Source organism: Pseudomonas sp. p106, assembly GCF_003936645.1.
GTDB lineage: Bacteria > Pseudomonadota > Gammaproteobacteria > Pseudomonadales > Pseudomonadaceae > Aquipseudomonas > Aquipseudomonas putida_E.
Genome location: NZ_RHQR01000001.1, coordinates 20,138 through 39,394 on the forward strand (window position 1 = coordinate 20,138; position 19,257 = coordinate 39,394).

The following is a 19,257-nucleotide window of genomic DNA, read 5'->3' on the forward strand; positions in this document are numbered from 1 at the left end:
GTGAACCGGCCCGCCTGCGGATAACGCCGCAAACGGGCCAGCCCCTTGAGGCGTTACTCTGCGGCCAGGCGGCTCTTGTTCTGCCGGTCCGACTTGTACTGCATCGCCACTGCCGGTGCCGGCTTGGCTGTGCCGGTCTCCAGCCACTGGCGCATGCGGCTTGCATCGGCAAAGTGGGTGTACTTGCCGAACGCATCGAGGATCACCATGGCCACCGGGCGGTTGTCCATGCGCGTCAGCAGCACCAGGCAATGCCCGGCCTCATTGGTGAAGCCGGTCTTGGTCAGCTTAATGTCCCAGTTGCTCTTGTTGACCAGGTGGTCGGTATTGCGAAAGCCCAGTGTGTAGTTGGGTTTGCGGAAGGCCACGGTTTTTTCGCGGGTGGTCGACAGCTCGCTGAGCATCGGGTATTTGCGCGACGCCATCAGTAGCTTGGCCAGGTCGCGGGCGCTGGAGACGTTCTGCGTCGACAGGCCGGTCGGCTCGACATAGCGGGTGTGCGCCATGCCCAGGCTGCGGGCTTTGGCGTTCATTGCCTTGATGAAAGCCGGGTAGCCCCCTGGATAGTGGTTGGCCAGGGAAGTGGCGGCGCGGTTTTCCGACGACATCAGGGTAATGAGCAGGGTTTCGCGGCGGTTGAGTTGGCTGCCCAGGCGCACGCGCGAGTACACCCCTTTCATGTCCGGGTTGTTGGCGATGGTCATGGTGAGCATCTCATCCATGGGCAGCTTGGCGTCCAGCACCACCATCGCGGTCATCAGTTTGGTCACCGAGGCAATCGGTACCACGCGGTCGGCGTGGCTCGAATACAGTTCCTTGTTGGTATTGAGGTCGATCAGCAGGGCGCTGCCGGAAGCCAGATGCAGCTTTGAAGGGTCGCGTTGAATCTGGGCTGGGGGTTGTGCAGCAGCGGTCGACGGTAGGGTCGCGGTACCTGTGAGCAACAGCAGCAGGCTGAGGATGGACAGGGATGTTTTCACGTTCAGGCTCACTAAAAGTTGGTATGTCGTTGGCTGTGCAAGGGTTTCCCCCAAAAACCGCTCGCATTCTGGAGTATGGCTCAGCGGCTGTCGAATGCTCGTGGAGCCACCCGGTCGAAATGAAAAAACCTTCATGCTGTAACGGTTATTCTGCCTCCGTTCGTCGGTTTCGCGCCGGCAAAAAAAGACCCGCCAAAAGGCGGGCCAGAACAGGGCAAAGAGCAACGCACAACACATTCGTTTCAAGCGAGCAGGCAATCGTCCTTCAGTCGATCAGCAAGGGCCTGGGCTGATGCACGGGTGGCCAACGGTCCGCTCACCGCTTCACCGTTACGCACCAGGTACCAGCATGCCAGCAGGCCCTGCTCACGCAGAGTAGAGGGGACGGCGCTGCCGACGACGGACATGATCTGGATAGTGGCCATGTGGACCTCCTGTAAAACATGCCGCTACCTTACGCAGTGGCCAGCTCGGTTTGAAATCGACTCGCTCAATAGTGCTCATCAGCTTTATCAACTGTTCACTACTATGGCTCTTGCCACTGTCAGCTGAGCGCAGGGAAACGGTAAAGGTTGTGTAAGGGACGATGAACGGGCGGGTCTGTTACGCTGAACAAACGTTTCAGTTACGAACAAGGAGCAGGTCATGACGGCAACTCCCAGCAGGGACACCGTGCTGTGCATTTCCCTGGCCGGCCGGCCAGGTCACTTTGGCGTTCGCTTTCATAACCACCTTTACCGGCAGTTGGGCCTGGATTACTACTACAAGGCGATGAGCACCGATGACTTGCCGGCCGCTGTGGCGGGTATCCGCGCGCTGGGCATCCGCGGCTGTGGTGTTTCCATGCCGTACAAGGAGGCCTGCATGGCCTTGGTCGATGAGGTTGACCCGTCAGCGGCAGCCATCGAGTCGGTCAACACCGTGGTCAACACGGCTGGTCATCTGAAAGCCTACAACACCGACTACCTGGCAGTACGGCAGTTGCTCGAACAGCATGGTGTCGACCCGTCTACAGCCTTTGCCCTGCGCGGCAGTGGTGGCATGGCCAAGGCGGTTGCCAGTGCGCTGCGCGATGCCGGGTTTAAGGAGGGCATCATCGTCGCCCGTAACGAGCAGGCGGGGCGGCAGCTGGCCGACGTTTGTGGCTATCGCTGGGTCGCTGAGCTGGGTGACCGGTGCCCGCCGATGCTGGTGAACGTGACGCCGATCGGCATGGCGGGCGGGCAGGAGGCCCATGAGCTGGCGTTCAGCGAGAACGCCATTGCTGCGGCGCAGCGGGTCTTCGATGTGGTGGCGATGCCGGCGCAGACGCCCTTGATCCAGCGGGCACAGGCGCTGGGCAAACCGGTGATTACCGGCCTGGAGGTGATCGCGTTGCAGGCACTGGAGCAGTTCGTGCTGTATACCGGCGTGCGACCTGCCCGGGAGCAGGTCGAGGCTGCAGTGGCGTACGCCCGGGACGTCTAGCTCTTCTTCTGCGGCCTCCTCGCGGGCAACCCGGCGAGAAGGCCGTCTGTGCCCAAGATCAGAACGCCTTGTGCCCCTTGTCCAGCTGCTCGTCCACCAGGGCCCGGCCATGGGCCAGCGACACATGCTGAGCGTTTTCAAGGTCAGAGAAGAACTTCATCGGCATGGATAAACGCTTGCTGGTATGGCCTTGCGGATCGGTGATCAGGCAGCCCGCAGAATAGGGCAGAGGGGAGTCTGGGTGAGGCATCACGCTGGCGGTGATGGTGTGGTCGCGGTATTCACAGTGAAGAGATTGCATCGTCCTTACCTCGCTGTGGCTAGTGAAGCTGTTACTCCCATATACCACAGCGAGGGGCCGGGAGTTCCCGGCCTGACGAGCGCGAGCCGACGAAGCTCACACTTTCGGATCAGCCCTTGAGCTCAGAGGGCTGAATCACTTCGACCCAGTAACCGTCCGGGTCCTTGACGAAGGCCAGATGGTTCATGCGCCCGTCTGCCAGGCGTTTCTGGAACGGCACGTTCAGCTCTTCGAAGCGGGCGCAGGCAATACGCACGTCCGGCACCGAAATGCAGATGTGGCCGAAACCACGTGGGTCGGTGTTGCCGTTGTGATAGGCGAACGCGGGGTCGTTCTCTGTACCGTGGTTGTGGGTCAGCTCAAGCACGCCGGGGATCGATTTCATCCACTGATGGCGCTCGGCGTCGTCGGCTGGAATCTGCGCCGGGTCTACCAGGGCCAGGAAGTACAGGCTGAATTCCGCTTCCGGGAAGTCGCGCTTGTCGACCAGGCGAAAGCCCAGCACACGGGTGTAGAAGTCCAGCGACTTCTCGATGTCCTTGACCCGCAGCATGGTGTGGTTGAAGACGAATTGGGCAGTGGCGGCGTCGGGCTGCGCGGTGACGCCAGGCAGGTTTTGCAGATCGTGCAGGCTCATGGGTACTCCAGAGGCGAGGCTGGCACCGGGGCCAGCGGAACAGACAGGAGGGCCATGATACGGCAGTGAACCGATTGCGCAAATGAAAGCGCCCTGCACGAGTGCAGGGCGCTGGAATTAGAGGCCCGCGTGTGCGGGCGCGTGATGGGGTCGCTAGTCCTTTAGCTGTCTCGATATTGAGCCAGCCCTTGTGAAAAAAGTGTGAAGCAAGCGTTGACGTTTCATCAGCGCAGCCAACTTTCCACCGTGCCGGCCCCGTACTGTTCTTTCCACGCCTTCAGCCCGCGGTGGTTACCACCTTTGGTCTCGATCAGCTCGCCGGTGTGCGGGTTTTCATACACTTTCACCACGCGTGGGCGGCGTTGTTGCTTTGGCGCATTGGTTGCGCCCCGGGTGACGGCCTTGGGGTCGAGGATGGCGATGATATCGCGCAGACTTTTGTCATAGCTTTTCATCAGGCCGACTAGTTTCTGCTCGAATTCGATTTCACGTTTTAGGCCGGTATCCTTTTTCAGCGCCTCCAGTTGAGCCATCTGTTCCTGGAGCGCTTTTTCGGCAGCACGAAACTCTGCAAGTCTGGACACTGTAATCACTCCTGTACGTCATCTGTGGCGGGGCGTGACGAACATTGAAGAGAAATAACGCCGGCCACGCGGGTGGGTTAAACTGTTCGCTGATGACGAGTGTAGACACTTGTGACAATTGGGTAAACCGCAAACTTTTCCAAATAAGACGGGAACTTTACAAGTTTTCCGGGCGCATAATTCCGGTGGGTACAGGCCGTCGGCCCGGCGCATCTAGACCATGGTCCAATGGTGCGCGCCAGAGCCTTTTCGCGATCATTTCTGATGATGGCCGAGCATTGTTCGGCCGCGTCTTGTCTGCGCCGCGTGCGTTCGCCGTGCATTGTTTCTGTCTTTCTCTGGATGTTCCCTCGCATGTTTGCCTCTTTTCCTCTCGCCCCCGGGCGCCGAGTTGCCGGCCTGTTGCTGATGTGTGCCGGCACGCACGCCCAGGCCGCCGGTTTTCTTGAAGACAGCCGTGCCAAGGTCGAGGCACGCACTGTTTATTTCAACCGGGACTTTCGTGACGGCCACAGCACTTCCAGCCAAGGTGCGTCCAAGCGCGAAGAGTGGGCACAAGGCTTCATTCTCAATGTGCAGTCGGGTTATACCCAAGGCCCGATAGGCGTTGGTGTGGATGCATTGGGCATGTTCGGTATCAAGCTGGACTCCAGCCCGGCGGACAGTAACAGCGGTTTGTTGCCTTCTTCCGGCCATGACCCCAGGCGCGCTGCCGACCAATACGCGAAGATGGGCCTGGCTGCCAAGGCCAAGGTGTCCAATACCGTGCTCAAATACGGCTCGATGATGCCGGATGTACCGTTGTTGAAATACAACGACGGTCGCCTGTTGCCCACCCTGTTCCACGGCGCCATGCTCACTTCAGAAGAAGTGCACGACCTGAAGTTCACGCTGGCCCGCCTGAACAAGTACACCGCCCGTGATTCCACCGACCGCCAGGACATTCGCGTGCATTGCAAGAACAAGCGCTATGCCTGCGATACCCAAGCCGACCACTTCGACCTGGCAGGGCTGGATTACCGGTTCAATGACCGGTTCAGTGCTCAATACCAAGTGGCCAGGCTGGAGAACATCTACCGTCAGCACTTTCTTGGCCTGGTGGCCAGCCAGCCGCTTGCAGTCGGCAGCCTGTCGGCCGACCTGCGGCTGATCAAGAGCGATGACATCGGTAGCGCCCGAGCAGGCCAAATCGATCATCGCGCCTTCAGCGCCATGCTCGGCTACAGCCTGGGCGGCCACAAGGTCAGCGCAGGCTGGCAGCGCATGTATGGCGAAAACGCCATGCCCTACCTCGATGGCAGCAACCCGTACCTGGTCAACTATGCGCAGGTCAACGACTTCGCCGCCGCGCAGGAGCGCTCATGGCAGTTGCGTTACGACTACGACTTCAAGGCCCTGGGCGTGCCGGGCCTGACGTTCTTCACCCGCTATATCAATGGCGACCACATCAAGGTCCCGGGCAGTGACGCCCAAGGCAAGGAGTGGGAGCGCGACACCGAGCTCAAGTACCAGGTACAGAGCGGTACCTTCAAAGATGTCAGCGTGCGCCTGCGCAATTCTACCTACCGCAGCAACTACGAAAAGTGGGCGCGTGACATGGACGAAACGCGGGTCATCGTCAGCTACAACTTCTCGCTCTTCTGAGTGCGCTTTGCCAAACACCCGCGGTCGGCCGACAATGGCTGCTGGTTTTTGTGCAGGGCGAAGCCATGAGAGACCTGTTGTTGATTGGTATCGGCCCGGGCGACCCGCGCCAGGTGACCTACGAGGCTGTCGAGGCGTTGCGTCGCGCCACCGTCTTCTTCGTACTGGACAAGGGTTCGGACAAAGACGAGCTGGTTAATCTGCGCAAGGCCATTGTTGAACGCTACAGGCCGCAGGGCGGCTACCGCCTGGTACAGGTGGCGGACCCGCAACGCGATGCTGACGCGGCCGACTATGTGGCTGCGGTCCAGGACTGGCATCGCCAGCGCGCGGCGCTGTATGCCCGGCTGATAACCGATGAAATGTGCAGTGAGGATATCGGCGCCTTTTTGCTGTGGGGCGAGCCTGGCTTGTATGACAGCACCCTGCGCATTCTGCAGTTGGTTCGCGAGCGTGGTGTGGCGCTGCGCCTGCAGGTCATCCCAGGCATCAGCAGTGTGCAGGCGCTGGCGGCGCGGCATCAGGTGCCGCTGAACCGTATAGGCGAGCCATTGGTGGTTTTACCGGGGCGGCGCCTGGCGCAACAAGGGCAGATCGACAATGTGGTGGTGATGCTTGACGGGCAATGCGCATTTGCCCGGATCGACGACCCTGGGTTGGTGATCTATTGGGGGGCTTACCTGGGAACGGAGGACGAAGTGCTGATCGCCGGGCCTTTGCAGGCGGTGAAGGGGCGGATTCTGCAGGTGCGCGAGGAGGCGAGGGCGCGCAAGGGGTGGATCATGGATACCTACCTGCTGCGGCGCGAGTCATGGACTTGAGCCGGCCTCTTCACAGGTAAAACCGCGAAGAGGCGCCACCGATGTCACGGCGTACCCAAAATCCCCACCACTTTATCGCGCAACTGCTCGATGCTGAACGGCTTGCCAATCATGTGCATCCCGTCGGGCACATCGAGGCTTTCGGCGTAGCCGCTGGCAAACAGCACTGGCAGCGCTGGCCGGATGGCACGGGCCTGTTTCGCCAGTTCTTCGCCGCGCATGTCCGGCAGGCCTACATCGGTCATCAGCAGGGCCAGCGCCTTGCCTGGGTCTTGAAGGATCTTAAGCGCGGCATTGGCGCAGTTCGCCTCGAGGGTCTCATAGCCCAGTTCGTCGAGCACATCGACCATCAACATACGGACGATGTCGTCATCTTCGACTACCAAGAGGTGCATTTTGTGATCCTGTATCAGAAGAATGTCTTTATTCTGTGCGCTGGCCAGCGTCAGAAGTTCCGTGAGGATACCGATCGTTGCGATTGGATGGAACGATTGCTGAAGGTAACCTTCAAATACTGGCTAAATGCCCTGTCGCGGCCAGCAAAGCTGGTTAGACTCGCTGTTAACCGGTGAGCGCGGCGGCATACAAGAACAGGCTTTATCCGCCACACCGTTCAATGGACTTTTTCGCTCGGGCGTTTTCAAATGATTCAAGCAGCCTCGATGGACCAGCAAAGCTTCCGCAAGCTGTTGAGCCGCAACATTGGCTTGCCCCTGGGGGTGGGCCTGCTCGGTGCCGTGGCTTTCGTCGCGGTGATCAACTACCTGTTGTCGGCCATGCAGTGGGTGGAGCACACCGATCGGGTGATCGGCAATGCCAACGAAGCGGTCAAGCTGTCGATCGACATGGAAACCGGCATGCGCGGGTTTCTGATCACCGGTGACGAGCGCTTCCTGGACCCTTACGAGGTCGCCAAACCGAAGATTCAGGGTAGCCTCAACAGCCTGCGCGGTATGGTCGAGGACAACCCTCAGCAGGTCGACCGCATCGACCGCTTGATCGCCCTGCAGCATGCCTGGAATGAGTTTGGCGGCGAGATGATCAACCAGCGCCGCGATGGCGGGGATTACCGACAGTCGGTCATCAACGGTCGCGGCAAACGCATCACCGACGAGATCCGCAAGGAATTCGACGACCTGATCGGCACTGAACAGCAGCTGCGCATGGCCCGCAACGAGAAGGTCAGCAACGTTACAGTGACCGCCATTTCAGCGTTCGTGCTGTTGATCGTTGGCCTGAGCGCCTTGTTGGCTTACCTGGGCCGCCGCGACCTGATGGCGCTGTCGACCAGCTACGATGACAACCTCAAGGCCCAGCAGCGCTCGGCCGAGCGCCTGGAGCACCAGGCCTGGCTGCGCAACGGTCAAACCCAGCTGGCCGAACAGGTGCTGGGGCAGCTGACCCTGCCGATGCTTGGCGAAAACATCCTGCGCTTCTTCGCCAGCTACCTGGGCAGTGTGGTCGGTGCGGTCTACGTGCGCGACGGCCATGGGCGCCTGGTGCGCGTCGCCAGCTATGGCCTGGATGCCGAGGAACAGGGCCGCGAACAGGTGCTGGCCGCCCACGATGGCCTGCTGTCGCAGGCTGTGCGCGAAGGCCGCCTGCTGCGCCTGGATGACCTGCCCGAAGACTACTACCGCCTCAGCTCCGGCCTGGGTAGCGGCTTGCCGCGCAGTGCCTTGCTGATGCCGGCCATCGACGATGGCCAGATCAACGGCGTGATCGAGCTGGGCTTCCTGCGCCCGCTGCAGGAGCGTGACGATGAGCTGATGGAGCGGGTTGGCGGCAACCTTGGCATGTCCATCGAAAGCGCCCGCTACCGCCAGCGCCTCCAGGAAGTGCTGGCCGAGACTCAGCAGCTCAACGAAGAGCTGCAGGTGCAGCAGGAAGAACTCAAGACTGCCAACGAGGAGCTTGAAGAGCAGTCCCGCGTGCTCAAGGAGTCCCAGGCCCACCTGGAGACCCAGCAGGCCGAGCTTGAGCAGACCAACGAGCAACTGTCCGAGCGCACCGATGCCCTGGACCGCAAGAACGACGAGTTGATGCAGGCCCAGCAAGAGTTGCAGGCCCGCGCCGATGAGCTGCAGCGTTCGAGCAAGTACAAGTCCGAGTTCCTCGCCAACATGTCCCACGAGCTGCGCACGCCGCTCAACAGCTCGCTGATCCTGGCCAAGCTGCTGGCGGAGAACGGCGAGGGCAACCTCAGCGCCGAACAGGTCAAGTTCGCCGAGTCCATCTATTCGGCCGGCAATGACCTGCTCAACCTGATCAACGACATTCTCGACATCGCCAAAGTCGAGGCCGGCAAGCTTGAAGTGCGCCCCGAGACCACTCAGCTGGAGCGCCTGGTCGAAGGCCTGCGCGGCATGTTCCTGCCGCTGGCCGAGCACAAGGGCCTGGCGTTCGAGGTCAAGGTCGAACCGCATGTACCGGTGACACTGTTCACCGACCGCCAGCGCCTGGAGCAGATACTCAAGAACCTGCTGTCCAATGCGATCAAGTTCACCGACCACGGCCAGGTCAGCCTGACCATCAGCCACCAGGCAGGCACCGGCATTGTCTTCGCCGTGCGCGATTCCGGCATCGGTATCGCCGCCGACCAGCAGCAGGCGATCTTCGGCGCCTTCCACCAAGTCGATGGCAGCAGCAACCGCCGATACGGCGGCACCGGGCTGGGCCTGTCGATTTCCCGCGACCTGGCGCATTTGCTGGGTGGGCAGATCAGCGTCGACAGCAACCCAGGCCAGGGCAGTGTGTTCAGCCTGACCATGCCGGAACGTTACGAAGCCGAGGCCGAGGAAGTCGAGGCCCACAGCCTGCGTCCGGCGGTCGACACGCTGCCGCCAGAGCCCAAGGTGGCTACGGCAGTGGCGCCGAAACTGCCGGCACCGACCTTCACCGATGACCGCGAGCACGCCCCGTTCGGCAACCGCTGCATCCTGGTGATCGAGGACGAGCCGAACTTCGCCCGTATCCTCTTCGACCTGGCTCACGAACTGGGCTACAGCTGCCTGGTGGCCCAGGCCGCCGACGAGGGCTTCGCGCTGGCAGCCCAGTACATTCCCGATGCGATCCTGCTGGACATGCGCCTACCCGACCACTCCGGCCTCACCGTGTTGCAGCGCCTGAAGGAGCTGGCTGCCACCCGGCATATCCCGGTGCACATCATATCGGTGGAAGACCGCGTCGAGGCGGCCATGCACATGGGGGCGGTGGGTTACGCGGTCAAACCGACCAGCCGCGAAGAGCTCAAGGAAGTGTTCGCTCGCCTGGAAGCCAAGCTCACGCAGAAGCTCAAGCACATCCTGCTGGTGGAGGATGACGACCTGCAGCGTGAGAGCATCGCCCGCCTGATCGGCGACGACGATATCGAGATCACCGCCGTGGCCCTGGCCCAGGACGCCCTGGCGTTGCTGCGCGAGAACATCTACGACTGTATGATCATCGACCTCAAGCTGCCCGACATGCTCGGTAATGAGCTGCTCAAGCGCATGACTGCAGAAGATATCCGCTCCTTCCCACCGGTGATCGTCTATACCGGGCGCAACCTCACCCGCGAAGAAGAAGCCGAGCTGCTCAAGTATTCACGCTCGATCATCATCAAGGGGGCCCGCTCGCCAGAGCGTTTGCTCGACGAAGTGACGTTGTTCCTGCACAAAGTCGAATCGCAGCTGTCCCATGAACGCCAGCGCATGCTCAAGACCGCGCGCAGCCGTGACAAGGTGTTCGAAGGGCGCAAGGTGCTGCTGGTGGACGACGATGTGCGTAACATCTTCGCCCTCACCAGTGCCCTGGAGCACAAGGGCGCCATCGTCGAGATCGGCCGCAACGGGCGTGAGGCCATCGAACGCCTGGAGCAGCATGACGATATCGACCTGGTGCTGATGGATGTGATGATGCCGGAAATGGACGGCTTCGAGGCTACCCGCCTGATCCGCCAGCAGCCGCGCTGGCGCAAGTTGCCGATCATCGCCGTAACCGCCAAGGCGATGAAGGATGACCAGCAGCGCTGCCTGCAGGCTGGCGCCAATGATTACCTGGCCAAACCGATCGACCTGGACCGCCTGTTCTCGTTGATCCGTGTGTGGCTGCCGCAACTGGAGCGAATTTGATTAGCGAGCGCAACACCGACATCGAGATCAGGCTGCTGATCGAGGCGATCTACCTCAAGTACAGCTACGATTTTCGCAACTACTCCGGCGCTTCGATCAAGCGCCGGATCCTCCATGCCCTGCGCCAGTTCGATTGCCTGACGGTGTCGGCCCTGCAGGAGCGGGTGCTGCACGACCCGGGCATGTTCATGCAGTTGCTGCAGTTCCTGACGATCCCGGTCAGCGAGATGTTCCGCGACCCGAGCCACTTCCTTGCCCTGCGCAACGAAGTGGTGCCGCTGTTGCGCACCTGGCCGTCGATCAAGATCTGGATCGCCGGCTGCAGCACCGGCGAGGAGGTGTACTCGATGGCCATCCTGCTGCGCGAGGAGGGGCTGCTCGAGCGCACCATCCTGTATGCCACCGATATCAACCCGCGTTCCCTGGACAGGGCCAAGCAGGGCATCTACTCGATGCAGAGCATGCGCGAGTACGAAGAAAACTACCGCCTGGCCGGCGGGCGTCGCGATTTTGCCGAGTACTACACCAGCGCCTACGGTAACGCCATCATGGACAGCAGCCTGCGCGACAACGTGACCTTCGCCGACCACAGCCTGGCCACCGACAGCGTGTTTTCCGAAACCCAGCTGGTGTCCTGCCGCAATGTGCTGATCTACTTCAACAAGGACCTGCAGGACCGCGCCCTGGGGCTGTTCCATGAGTCCTTGTGTCACCGTGGCTTTCTGGTGCTGGGCAGCAAGGAATCGGTGGATTTCTCCGCTTACAGCGACCGCTTCGAGCCGCTGGTCAAGCCTGAACGGATCTTCCGGAAATCATGAAGGGCGTGAGCGCGGTGGTGATCGGTGCCTCGGCGGGCGGCGTGCAGGCGCTGTTTCAGGTGCTCGGTGGCCTGCCGCCGGCATTCGTGACGCCTGTGCTGTGCGTGCTGCACCTGCCCGATGACCGTCACAGCCATCTGGCCGAAGTGCTGCAGCGGCGTCTGCACAGGCCGGTACGTGAGGCTCGGGACAAAGAGGCCATCGCCCCCGGCCAGATCTACGTGGCGACGCCTGGTTATCACCTGTCGGTCGAGCAGGATTTGAGCCTGTCGCTGAGCCAGGAGGAGCCGGTGCATTTCTCGCGCCCGGCCATTGACTTCCTGTTCATCTCGGCTGCCGATGCCTATGGCGCGGGCCTGCTGGGCGTATTGCTCACAGGCGCCAACGAGGACGGTGCCAAAGGCCTTGCCTACATCAAGAACAGCGGCGGCCGGACCGTGGTCCAGGACCCCCGCGACGCCCAGGTGGCGCTGATGCCGGAGGCCGCATTGGCGCTCCACCAGCCCGACCTTATTCTTTCTTTGAGCGGCATCGGGCAATTGCTCGCCAACCTGGAATCCAGCGCATGCTAAGCCACATCACCGCCAAACTGCTGATCGTCGACGATCTGCCGGAAAACCTCCTGGCCCTCGACGCCCTGATTCAGGGCCAAGACCGTGAGGTGCACCAGGCCCAGTCTGCGGAAGCCGCCTTGTCGTTGCTGCTGGAGCACGAGTTTGCCCTGGCCATTCTCGACGTGCAGATGCCGGGCATGAACGGCTTTGAACTGGCCGAACTGATGCGCGGCACGGAAAAGACCCGCAATATCCCGATCGTCTTCGTTACCGCTGCCGGGCGCGAGATGAACTACGCCTTCAAGGGCTACGAAAGCGGCGCGGTGGACTTCCTGTACAAGCCGCTAGATACCCTGGCGGTGAAAAACAAGGTGACGGTGTTTGTCGACCTTTACCGCCAGCGCAAAGTGCTCGACAGGCAGTTGCAGGCCCTTGAGCGCAGCCGCCAGGAGCAGGAGCTGCTGCTGACGCAGTTGCAGGTGGCGCGCAGTGAGCTGGAGCATGCGGTACGCATGCGCGACGACTTCATGTCGATCGTAGCGCACGAGGTGCGCACGCCGCTCAATGGCCTTATCCTCGAGACCCAGCTGCGCAAGATGCACTTGGCCCGCGGCAGCCTGGAGGCGTTCAGCGCCGACAAGCTGCAGGCCATGGTCGAGCGCGACGAACGGCAGATCAATAGCCTGATCCGTCTGATCGAAGACATGCTCGATGTGTCGCGCATCCGCACCGGCAAGCTGTCGCTGCGGCCAAAGCTGTTCGACCTCGGCCAGCTGGTGCGTGGCCTGGTAGAAAACTTCACCGCCCAGGCCACCGCGCTGGGCACGCATATCGATCTGCAGCGCTGCGATGGCCTGCAGGGGGAGTGGGACGAATTCCGGATTGAACAAGTACTGGCCAACCTGTTGTCCAATGCCTTGCGTTATGGCGAACGCCAGCCGGTCGAGGTTCGGGTATTCGAGCAGGCGGGCATGGCCTGCGTGCAAGTGCAGGATCACGGCATCGGCATCAGTGGCGTGAATCAGCAACGGATCTTCCAGCAGTTCGAGCGCGTGGCCACCCAGCAGGCCAGCGCCGGGCTGGGGTTGGGGCTGTATATCTCGGAGCAGATCGTCCAGGCCCATGGTGGGCAGATCCAGGTGCAGAGCGAGGAAGGCAAGGGCGCCACCTTCTGCCTGCAATTGCCGCTGACGCGGCTGACAGAACAAAACGACCAGGTGCGGGCAACCTCTGCCTGAGCCTGGGGTCCGATGGCCAACTGTATGAATTTCAAGGCGTTGTTGTCATGAGTGAAGATGCACAAGATGTGGTTTTGGTGGTCGAGGATGAACCGGCAATCCGGATGATCCTGCGTGACTACCTGGCAGGCGAGGGCTATCACGTACTGGTGGCCGAGGACGGTGAACAGGCGTTCGCCATCCTGGCGAGCAAGCCGCACCTGGACCTGATGGTCACCGACTTCCGCTTGCCCGGCGGCATTTCCGGCGTCGAGATCGCCGAGCCTGCGGTGAAACTGCGACCGGACCTGAAGGTGATCTTCATCAGCGGCTACCCGGCGGAGATTCTTGAGTCGGGCAGCCCCATCGCACGCAAGGCGCCGATCCTGGCCAAACCGTTTGACCTGGATACCTTGCACAAGCAGATCCAGGACCTGTTGCGCTGAGGCCGTGTACCGGGGCTGACCGCCCCGGCTATTGCCCCTGATGCAAGGCACAATCTCGTCATTGAGCCTTTTCACTGAAGCTCAACAGGCATATGGTGTACGCCGTCCATATTCCCTGGAGCTGTCATGTCCAATCTTTTTCCTTCCGTTCGCCCCCGCCGCCTGCGCCAGAACGAGTCGCTGCGCACGATTTTCCAGGAGACGGAATTCCGCCTCGAAGACCTGATCCTGCCGATCTTCGTCGAGGAAGGCATCGACGACTTCGTGCCGATCAGCAGCATGCCGGGGGTCAACCGCATTCCCGAAAAACTGCTGGCCCAGGAAATCGAACGCTACGCCCGCGCCGGCATCAAGTCGGTGATGACCTTCGGCGTTTCGCACAACCTCGATGCCACCGGTAGCGATACCTGGAACGAGAACGGCCTGGTGGCGCGCATGGCACGCATCTGCAAGGACAGCGTGCCGGAAATGGTGGTGATGTCCGACACCTGTTTCTGTGAGTACACCAGCCACGGCCATTGCGGCGTGCTGCACGACCATGGTGTGGACAACGACGCCACCCTGGCCAACCTGGGCAGGCAGGCGGTGGTCGCTGCCGCGGCCGGTGCCGATTTCATCGCACCGTCGGCGGCGATGGACGGTCAGGTTCAGGCCATCCGTGGTGCACTGGATGCCGCGGGCTTTCACGACACCGCGATCATGGCCTACTCCACCAAGTTCGCCTCGTCGCTCTATGGCCCGTTCCGTGAAGCCGGTGGCACCACGCTCAAGGGCGACCGCAAGAGCTACCAGATGAACCCGATGAACCGCCGCGAAGCGGTGCGCGAGTCGCTGCTCGATGAGCAGGAAGGCGCCGATGTGCTGATGGTCAAACCGGCGGGTGCCTACCTGGACGTAATCGCCGACATTCGCGCTGCGTCGCGTTTGCCGCTGGCGGCTTACCAGGTCAGCGGTGAGTACGCGATGATCAAGTTCGGCGGCCTGGCCGGCGCCATCGACGAAGGGCGAGTGGTGCGCGAGAGCATCGGCGCGATCAAGCGTGCCGGTGCCGACCTGATCCTGACCTACTTCGCCATGGACCTGGCCCGCGAAGGCATCTGAGGCCAATACACGCGAGAAATCGCTGAGTGTGGAATTATTTTGTGTCCCTGTGTATCTGATGCCAAAGAGCCTCAGTGACAGGGACACAGGGATGAAATCACGCAAGAAAACCGTCAAGCCGATCGGCTTGAAAGACATCACCATCGTCGACGACGCCAAGATGCGCAAGGCGATCACTGCCGCTGCACTGGGCAACGCCATGGAGTGGTTCGACTTCGGCGTTTACGGCTTTGTCGCTTACGCCCTGGGCAAGGTGTTTTTCCCCAACGCCGATCCCAGCGTACAGATGATCGCGGCCTTGGCCACCTTTTCGGTTCCGTTCCTGATTCGCCCGCTGGGCGGGCTGTTCTTCGGTGCCCTGGGCGACAAGTTCGGCCGACAGAAAATCCTCGCCGCGACCATTGTGATCATGTCGCTCAGTACCTTCGCCATCGGCTTGATACCGTCCTACGCCTCTATCGGCATCTGGGCGCCGATCCTGCTGCTGCTGGCGAAAATGGCCCAGGGCTTCTCGGTGGGTGGTGAATACACCGGCGCCTCGATCTTCGTCGCCGAATACGCACCCGACCGCAAGCGCGGCTTCCTCGGCAGCTGGCTGGACTTTGGCTCGATCGCCGGCTTCGTCCTTGGCGCGGGCGTGGTGGTGCTGATTTCCACCTTCCTGGGCGAGGAAAAATTCCTTGAATGGGGCTGGCGTCTGCCGTTCTTCCTGGCCTTGCCGCTGGGCATCATCGGCCTCTACCTGCGCCATGCGCTGGAAGAGACCCCGGCGTTCCAGCAGCATGTCGAAAAACTTGAACAGGGCGACCGCGAAGGCCTGGCATCGGGGCCCAAGGTGTCGTTCAAGGAAGTCGCCACTAAACATTGGCGCAGCCTGGTGACGTGCATTGGCGTGGTGATCGCCACCAACGTCACGTACTACATGCTGCTCACCTACATGCCCAGCTACCTGTCGCACAACCTGCACTACAGCGAAGACCACGGTGTGCTGATCATCATCGCGATCATGGTCGGTATGCTGTTCGTGCAGCCGATCATCGGCCTGCTCAGCGACAAGTGGGGCCGCCGCCCGTTCATCATTGTCGGCAGTGTCGGTCTGTTCGCCCTGGCCATCCCGGCCTTCATGCTGATCAACAGCGGTGTGCTCGGGGTGATCTTCGCCGGCTTGCTGATCATCGCCGTGTTGCTCAACTTCTTCATCGGCGTGATGGCTTCGACCCTCCCAGCGATGTTCCCCACCCACATTCGTTACAGCGCCCTGGCCAGCGCCTTCAACATTTCGGTGCTGATCGCCGGCCTGACCCCAACCCTGGCTGCCTGGCTGGTAGAGAGCACCGGCGACCTGTACATGCCGGCCTACTACCTGATGGTGGTTGCCGCCATCGGCCTGATTACCGGCCTGACCATGAAAGAAACCGCCAACAAGCCACTGCGTGGCGCCGCCCCGGCGGCATCGGATATCGATGAAGCGCGTGAGCTGCTGCAGGAGCACCACGACAACATCGAGCAGAAGATCGAAGACATCGACGAACAGATTGCCGAGCTTGAGGCCAAGCGCAAGTCGCTGGTGCAGCAACACCCGCGCATCGAGTAAGGGAAGGGCCTGTTCACCCAGTCGATAAACTGAATGTCATCCGCCCGAGGCGGCTGGTCATGCCAATCATGCAGTGCCTATCACCGGGCAGAACATCAGGGTCGATGGCGGTATTACCCGCAGCATCTGATCAGGCACGGGCCAGCGTGGCTTTGAGTGTGCGCTCCACCACATCGACCAGGACCATGGTCTGGTGGTCCACTTCGATGTTGATCAGTTCACCGGCCTGGTAGTTGGCGAAAGTGGTCTGGCGCAGGGTTTCCGGGATCAGGTTGATGGTGACCAAGGTGTCGTCCACGTCGGCGACGGTCAGGCTGCAGCCGTTGACCCCGAGAAACCCGCGTGGGAACACGTATCTGGCCCACTGCGGCGGCATGCGGAAGGTGATGAAGGCGCCGGTTTCCTTGATCGACAGCTCGACGATCTCGGCGGTGGTGGCGACGTGGCCGGCCATCAGGTGGCCGCCGACTTCGGCGTTCATTTTCGCCGAGCGCTCGATGTTCACGCCTTGGCCTGCCTTGAAGCAGCGCAGGTTGGTGCGCTCCAGGGTGGCAGTCATGGCGTCGAACTTCACGTGGGTGCCGTCAATTTCGGTGACCGACAGGCAGGTGCCCTCGACACTCACGCTGGCGCCGATCTTCAGGTCGTCGAGCAGTTCGGGGGTAAGGTCGATGGTGAACTGGTTGTGGCCCGGGTAGGTGGTCACAGCAAGCAGGGGGCGGACGGCCTGGACGATGCCGGTGTACATGGAGTTGCTCCTGGGCGCGGTAAATGATGCCCGGAAACTATGCCCCTGGAGCTTTAAAAGCAAGCCGGGCGGACCGTGAGCGCCGGCAACCCGGCGCCCACAGGTGTAGCTGATACAGCCTCAGACGTGCCCACTGCTGTTGACGATTCTCAGGCACAAGGCTTCATACGGGTCCAGGTTGATCATCAGCCGCCCATCCTCAGTCAGGTCGCCTTCTACCGTCTCGTTGATCATGTCCACCACCGTCCCGGGCGTGAAGCCGGTCAGCAGCAGCTCTTCAGCGATCACCTCCTGCCCGAAGTTCAGCGCACTGATCTGGATGCCACGCCCGGCCGGCAGCTCGTGCACCATCACCAGCAATCCCGGGCTGCTGACCTCGGGCACCAGTACCTGGCGGCTGCTGGCAATACCGTAGGCCTGGCGCACGGCGAGCAGTTTTTTAACTTTGCTGGCGAACGAATCGCTGCTTTCCAGCTGTTGGTCGAGGCTGCCGTACAGTGCGCGTGCGCGCGGCATGCCACGCACCGATGCCTCGGCCTGCGCATCGAGCCCGGCCAGGTCGTAGCCGCCACGGTGGATCCAGCGGGTATCGCCATCGGCCATCTTTTGCGCCACCGCCTCGGCCGGCAGCGGCAGGGCGCCGACCAGGTCCCAGCCCGACAGTGCGACCACACCGGGCTGCATGGCGTTGTACATCACCAGCAACAGGTGCACCTTCTGGATCAGCTCGACATCTGCCGGGCCAATCTGGTCCAGGTCACGGATGCCCAGCGCCGCCGTGATCAGGCTGGCGGTGGTGCAGGAGATGCCGTTGGTGACAAAGCGCAAGTTGTAAGGGGCGTGTTCGCCCGAGAGGCGTTCGTAGATTTCCTCGCGGATATGTTCGCGCAGGATGTTGCCGGGCAGGGTCTGGCCCCGGTACAGGTACATGTCATGGGCGTGCAGGGTCCAGAAATGCACCAGCTCGACGGTGAGCTCGTCGTGGTTCTGCAGGGCGTGGATCAACGACGCCGGGTCGATGCCAAAGCTGTGCATTTCCTTGAGCATCAGGCGCAGGAACTCGGTATCGCCGGTCAACAGTGCATGCTGGTACGCCGGGCGGGTGATGAAGTCATAGGACAGGTCGGCGCCGCCTTTGGACATCTGTGCGATGTCGTCCAGGGTCAGGTTCAGTTCCTGGAAGCTGAACCCGCCGGCCTTGCGGATCATGCCGCCGATCAGTTGGTTACCGACGATCGACAGCGGGTGGCTTTCCGACCAGGCGGTGCCACTGGCGCAGGTCTCGACCCCGAGAAAACCGTTGGCATCCAGGCGCAGGCCGCGCGCGCCCAGGCAATCCAGCGCGTGCAGGGCGTCGCCGATGATCATTTGCTGGGCGGCAAAGCTTGGGTCCAGCCAGTTCAGCGACGGCTGGCCATCCTTGAAGTAGTGCAGGTAGACCCAGCGCCGCGTCTTGCCATCGACACCGGTGATCGGTGGCGTTGCGCTCCAGTCGGTCTCCTTCACGCCAGGCTCGAAGAAGATCACCCGTTGCAGCTGGCCGACGATGTAGTGGTGTGCCTTGAGTTCGTCGCACTGTGCGGGCAGCAGGTTGACCGAGTCGCGGCCAGGGGGCACGTCTGGCAGCAGCGGCCAGTCTTCCTCGCGGATCTCGACCATGTGGTACAGCCCTGGATAGGCGCCGTGGGCCAGCTCGGCCAGGCGGAAATCGGCGCCCTTGCCGGTGTGCGAGGGGATCAGGTCGTCGATGGTCACGGCATTGTGCGCCGCCGCCATGCGGCTCATCTGTACCAGCTCCTGTTCACTGCCGTAGAGCGGATCGATGTCGAAGCTGATGCGGTCGAAGTTGCCGTCCACGCTGGGGGTGAAATCGCGCCCGCTGACACCGCCGGACTGTTTGATGGGGCCGGTATGAATGCCCTGCACGCCAATTTCCGACAGGCGCTTCCACAAGGCTTCGTGGCCCAGCGCGCCGAGCACCGAGCAGCCTTCAGGCGCGATGATCGCGTCGGGGTAGACGGTGAGCCATACCGACGCAATGTCGGTGGCGCGGCGTGGCTGCGTTTCGGCGTAGGGGTTCATCCACAGGCGCGATTGCCCAGAATACAGTCGGGCCCGCTCCTGCGAGGCCTTGAGCATGGAACGCTCTTCGAGCCATTTGACGTATGACGGGTCTGGTTGAGTCATTTCGCGTCCTCTCTGCGTGGCGGCACCGGCCAAGTTATGACGACGA

General features: G+C 61.7%; 18 protein-coding genes. 10 read left to right on the forward strand and 8 right to left on the reverse strand.

Features of this window, described 5'->3' with window-relative positions:
- Positions 1 to 53: 53 nt before the first annotated feature.
- Both pbpG and EGJ09_RS00120 read right to left on the reverse strand, forming a co-directional pair.
- Positions 54 to 980, reverse strand: a complete 927-nt coding sequence (pbpG, locus tag EGJ09_RS00115; RefSeq protein WP_042111355.1) for a D-alanyl-D-alanine endopeptidase — start codon at positions 978 to 980, stop codon at positions 54 to 56.
- 242 nt (positions 981 to 1,222) lie between these two features.
- Positions 1,223 to 1,405, reverse strand: coding sequence for a hypothetical protein (locus EGJ09_RS00120; protein WP_012313987.1), 183 nt, complete (start codon positions 1,403 to 1,405; stop codon positions 1,223 to 1,225).
- A 220-nt stretch (positions 1,406 to 1,625) separates the two neighbouring features.
- On the opposite strand from EGJ09_RS00120, the gene EGJ09_RS00125 reads away from it, so the two are divergent.
- Positions 1,626 to 2,447, forward strand: a complete 822-nt coding sequence (locus EGJ09_RS00125) for a shikimate 5-dehydrogenase (RefSeq protein WP_125922861.1) — start codon at positions 1,626 to 1,628, stop codon at positions 2,445 to 2,447.
- Positions 2,448 to 2,505: 58 nt separating this feature from the next.
- Here EGJ09_RS00125 and EGJ09_RS00130 read toward each other — a convergent pair whose 3' ends face one another.
- From EGJ09_RS00130 to EGJ09_RS00140, 3 genes are all read right to left on the reverse strand, one after another.
- Complete coding sequence (locus EGJ09_RS00130) at positions 2,506 to 2,748, reverse strand: hypothetical protein (RefSeq protein WP_039601125.1); 243 nt, start codon at positions 2,746 to 2,748, stop codon at positions 2,506 to 2,508.
- Positions 2,749 to 2,857: 109 nt separating this feature from the next.
- On the reverse strand, positions 2,858 to 3,385 hold the full coding sequence (gloA, locus tag EGJ09_RS00135) for a lactoylglutathione lyase (protein ID WP_125922862.1): 528 nt from the start codon (positions 3,383 to 3,385) through the stop codon (positions 2,858 to 2,860).
- Between the two features lie 224 nt (positions 3,386 to 3,609).
- Positions 3,610 to 3,969, reverse strand: a complete 360-nt coding sequence (locus tag EGJ09_RS00140; protein WP_046785606.1) for a histone-like nucleoid-structuring protein, MvaT/MvaU family — start codon at positions 3,967 to 3,969, stop codon at positions 3,610 to 3,612.
- A gap of 354 nt (positions 3,970 to 4,323) precedes the next feature.
- Between EGJ09_RS00140 and EGJ09_RS00145 the strand changes: the two genes are divergently transcribed.
- Both EGJ09_RS00145 and cobF read left to right on the forward strand, forming a co-directional pair.
- Entirely contained in the window at positions 4,324 to 5,613 is a 1,290-nt protein-coding gene (locus EGJ09_RS00145) for an OprD family porin (protein ID WP_125922863.1), read from the forward strand.
- A gap of 65 nt (positions 5,614 to 5,678) precedes the next feature.
- Positions 5,679 to 6,434: a precorrin-6A synthase (deacetylating) gene (gene cobF, locus EGJ09_RS00150; protein WP_125922864.1), complete on the forward strand. Its 756-nt coding sequence runs from the start codon at positions 5,679 to 5,681 to the stop codon at positions 6,432 to 6,434.
- Between the two features lie 44 nt (positions 6,435 to 6,478).
- On the opposite strand, the gene EGJ09_RS00155 is transcribed toward cobF, so the two are convergent.
- A complete protein-coding gene (locus EGJ09_RS00155; RefSeq protein WP_125922865.1) occupies positions 6,479 to 6,829 on the reverse strand; it encodes a response regulator in 351 nt (116 codons plus the stop codon).
- A 249-nt stretch (positions 6,830 to 7,078) separates the two neighbouring features.
- Between EGJ09_RS00155 and EGJ09_RS00160 the strand changes: the two genes are divergently transcribed.
- From EGJ09_RS00160 to proP, 7 genes are all read left to right on the forward strand, one after another.
- A complete protein-coding gene (locus EGJ09_RS00160; protein ID WP_125922866.1) occupies positions 7,079 to 10,546 on the forward strand; it encodes a response regulator in 3,468 nt (1,155 codons plus the stop codon).
- Positions 10,543 to 11,364, forward strand: coding sequence for a protein-glutamate O-methyltransferase CheR (locus tag EGJ09_RS00165; RefSeq protein ID WP_046785602.1), 822 nt, complete (start codon positions 10,543 to 10,545; stop codon positions 11,362 to 11,364). The genes EGJ09_RS00160 and EGJ09_RS00165 overlap by 4 nt, the downstream gene beginning before the upstream one ends.
- Positions 11,361 to 11,936: a chemotaxis protein CheB gene (locus EGJ09_RS00170; RefSeq protein ID WP_115275170.1), complete on the forward strand. Its 576-nt coding sequence runs from the start codon at positions 11,361 to 11,363 to the stop codon at positions 11,934 to 11,936. The genes EGJ09_RS00165 and EGJ09_RS00170 overlap by 4 nt, the downstream gene beginning before the upstream one ends.
- Positions 11,930 to 13,156, forward strand: coding sequence for a hybrid sensor histidine kinase/response regulator (locus EGJ09_RS00175; RefSeq protein WP_115275169.1), 1,227 nt, complete (start codon positions 11,930 to 11,932; stop codon positions 13,154 to 13,156). The genes EGJ09_RS00170 and EGJ09_RS00175 overlap by 7 nt, the downstream gene beginning before the upstream one ends.
- A 47-nt stretch (positions 13,157 to 13,203) precedes the next feature.
- Positions 13,204 to 13,581, forward strand: a complete 378-nt coding sequence (locus tag EGJ09_RS00180) for a response regulator (RefSeq protein WP_012313999.1) — start codon at positions 13,204 to 13,206, stop codon at positions 13,579 to 13,581.
- A 126-nt stretch (positions 13,582 to 13,707) separates the two neighbouring features.
- Complete coding sequence (gene hemB / locus EGJ09_RS00185; RefSeq protein ID WP_046785599.1) at positions 13,708 to 14,682, forward strand: porphobilinogen synthase; 975 nt, start codon at positions 13,708 to 13,710, stop codon at positions 14,680 to 14,682.
- 91 nt (positions 14,683 to 14,773) lie between these two features.
- Positions 14,774 to 16,276 carry a glycine betaine/L-proline transporter ProP gene (gene proP, locus EGJ09_RS00190; RefSeq protein ID WP_046785598.1) on the forward strand — a complete coding sequence of 501 codons (1,503 nt, stop codon included), beginning with the start codon at positions 14,774 to 14,776 and terminating at the stop codon, positions 16,274 to 16,276.
- Positions 16,277 to 16,406: 130 nt separating this feature from the next.
- Here proP and EGJ09_RS00195 read toward each other — a convergent pair whose 3' ends face one another.
- Positions 16,407 to 17,024, reverse strand: coding sequence for a riboflavin synthase subunit alpha (locus tag EGJ09_RS00195; protein ID WP_125922867.1), 618 nt, complete (start codon positions 17,022 to 17,024; stop codon positions 16,407 to 16,409).
- A 120-nt stretch (positions 17,025 to 17,144) separates the two neighbouring features.
- Positions 17,145 to 19,211: a maltose alpha-D-glucosyltransferase gene (gene treS / locus EGJ09_RS00200; RefSeq protein WP_125922868.1), complete on the reverse strand. Its 2,067-nt coding sequence runs from the start codon at positions 19,209 to 19,211 to the stop codon at positions 17,145 to 17,147.
- Positions 19,212 to 19,257: the final 46 nt, after the last annotated feature.

Excerpts from the sequence above, each read along its gene's own strand:
- EGJ09_RS00120 (WP_012313987.1), bottom strand. The coding sequence starts at position 1,405 with ATGGCCACTATCCAGATCATGTCCGTCGTCGGCAGCGCCGTCCCCTCT.
- EGJ09_RS00125 (WP_125922861.1), top strand. The coding sequence starts at position 1,626 with ATGACGGCAACTCCCAGCAGGGACACCGTGCTGTGCATTTCCCTGGCC.
- EGJ09_RS00130 (WP_039601125.1), bottom strand. The coding sequence starts at position 2,748 with ATGCAATCTCTTCACTGTGAATACCGCGACCACACCATCACCGCCAGC.
- gloA (WP_125922862.1), bottom strand. The coding sequence starts at position 3,385 with ATGAGCCTGCACGATCTGCAAAACCTGCCTGGCGTCACCGCGCAGCCC.
- EGJ09_RS00145 (WP_125922863.1), top strand. The coding sequence starts at position 4,324 with ATGTTTGCCTCTTTTCCTCTCGCCCCCGGGCGCCGAGTTGCCGGCCTG.
- cobF (WP_125922864.1), top strand. The coding sequence starts at position 5,679 with ATGAGAGACCTGTTGTTGATTGGTATCGGCCCGGGCGACCCGCGCCAG.
- EGJ09_RS00155 (WP_125922865.1), bottom strand. The coding sequence starts at position 6,829 with ATGCACCTCTTGGTAGTCGAAGATGACGACATCGTCCGTATGTTGATG.
- EGJ09_RS00160 (WP_125922866.1), top strand. The coding sequence starts at position 7,079 with ATGATTCAAGCAGCCTCGATGGACCAGCAAAGCTTCCGCAAGCTGTTG.
- EGJ09_RS00170 (WP_115275170.1), top strand. The coding sequence starts at position 11,361 with ATGAAGGGCGTGAGCGCGGTGGTGATCGGTGCCTCGGCGGGCGGCGTG.
- EGJ09_RS00175 (WP_115275169.1), top strand. The coding sequence starts at position 11,930 with ATGCTAAGCCACATCACCGCCAAACTGCTGATCGTCGACGATCTGCCG.
- EGJ09_RS00180 (WP_012313999.1), top strand. The coding sequence starts at position 13,204 with ATGAGTGAAGATGCACAAGATGTGGTTTTGGTGGTCGAGGATGAACCG.
- hemB (WP_046785599.1), top strand. The coding sequence starts at position 13,708 with ATGTCCAATCTTTTTCCTTCCGTTCGCCCCCGCCGCCTGCGCCAGAAC.
- proP (WP_046785598.1), top strand. The coding sequence starts at position 14,774 with ATGAAATCACGCAAGAAAACCGTCAAGCCGATCGGCTTGAAAGACATC.
- EGJ09_RS00195 (WP_125922867.1), bottom strand. The coding sequence starts at position 17,024 with ATGTACACCGGCATCGTCCAGGCCGTCCGCCCCCTGCTTGCTGTGACC.
- treS (WP_125922868.1), bottom strand. The coding sequence starts at position 19,211 with ATGACTCAACCAGACCCGTCATACGTCAAATGGCTCGAAGAGCGTTCC.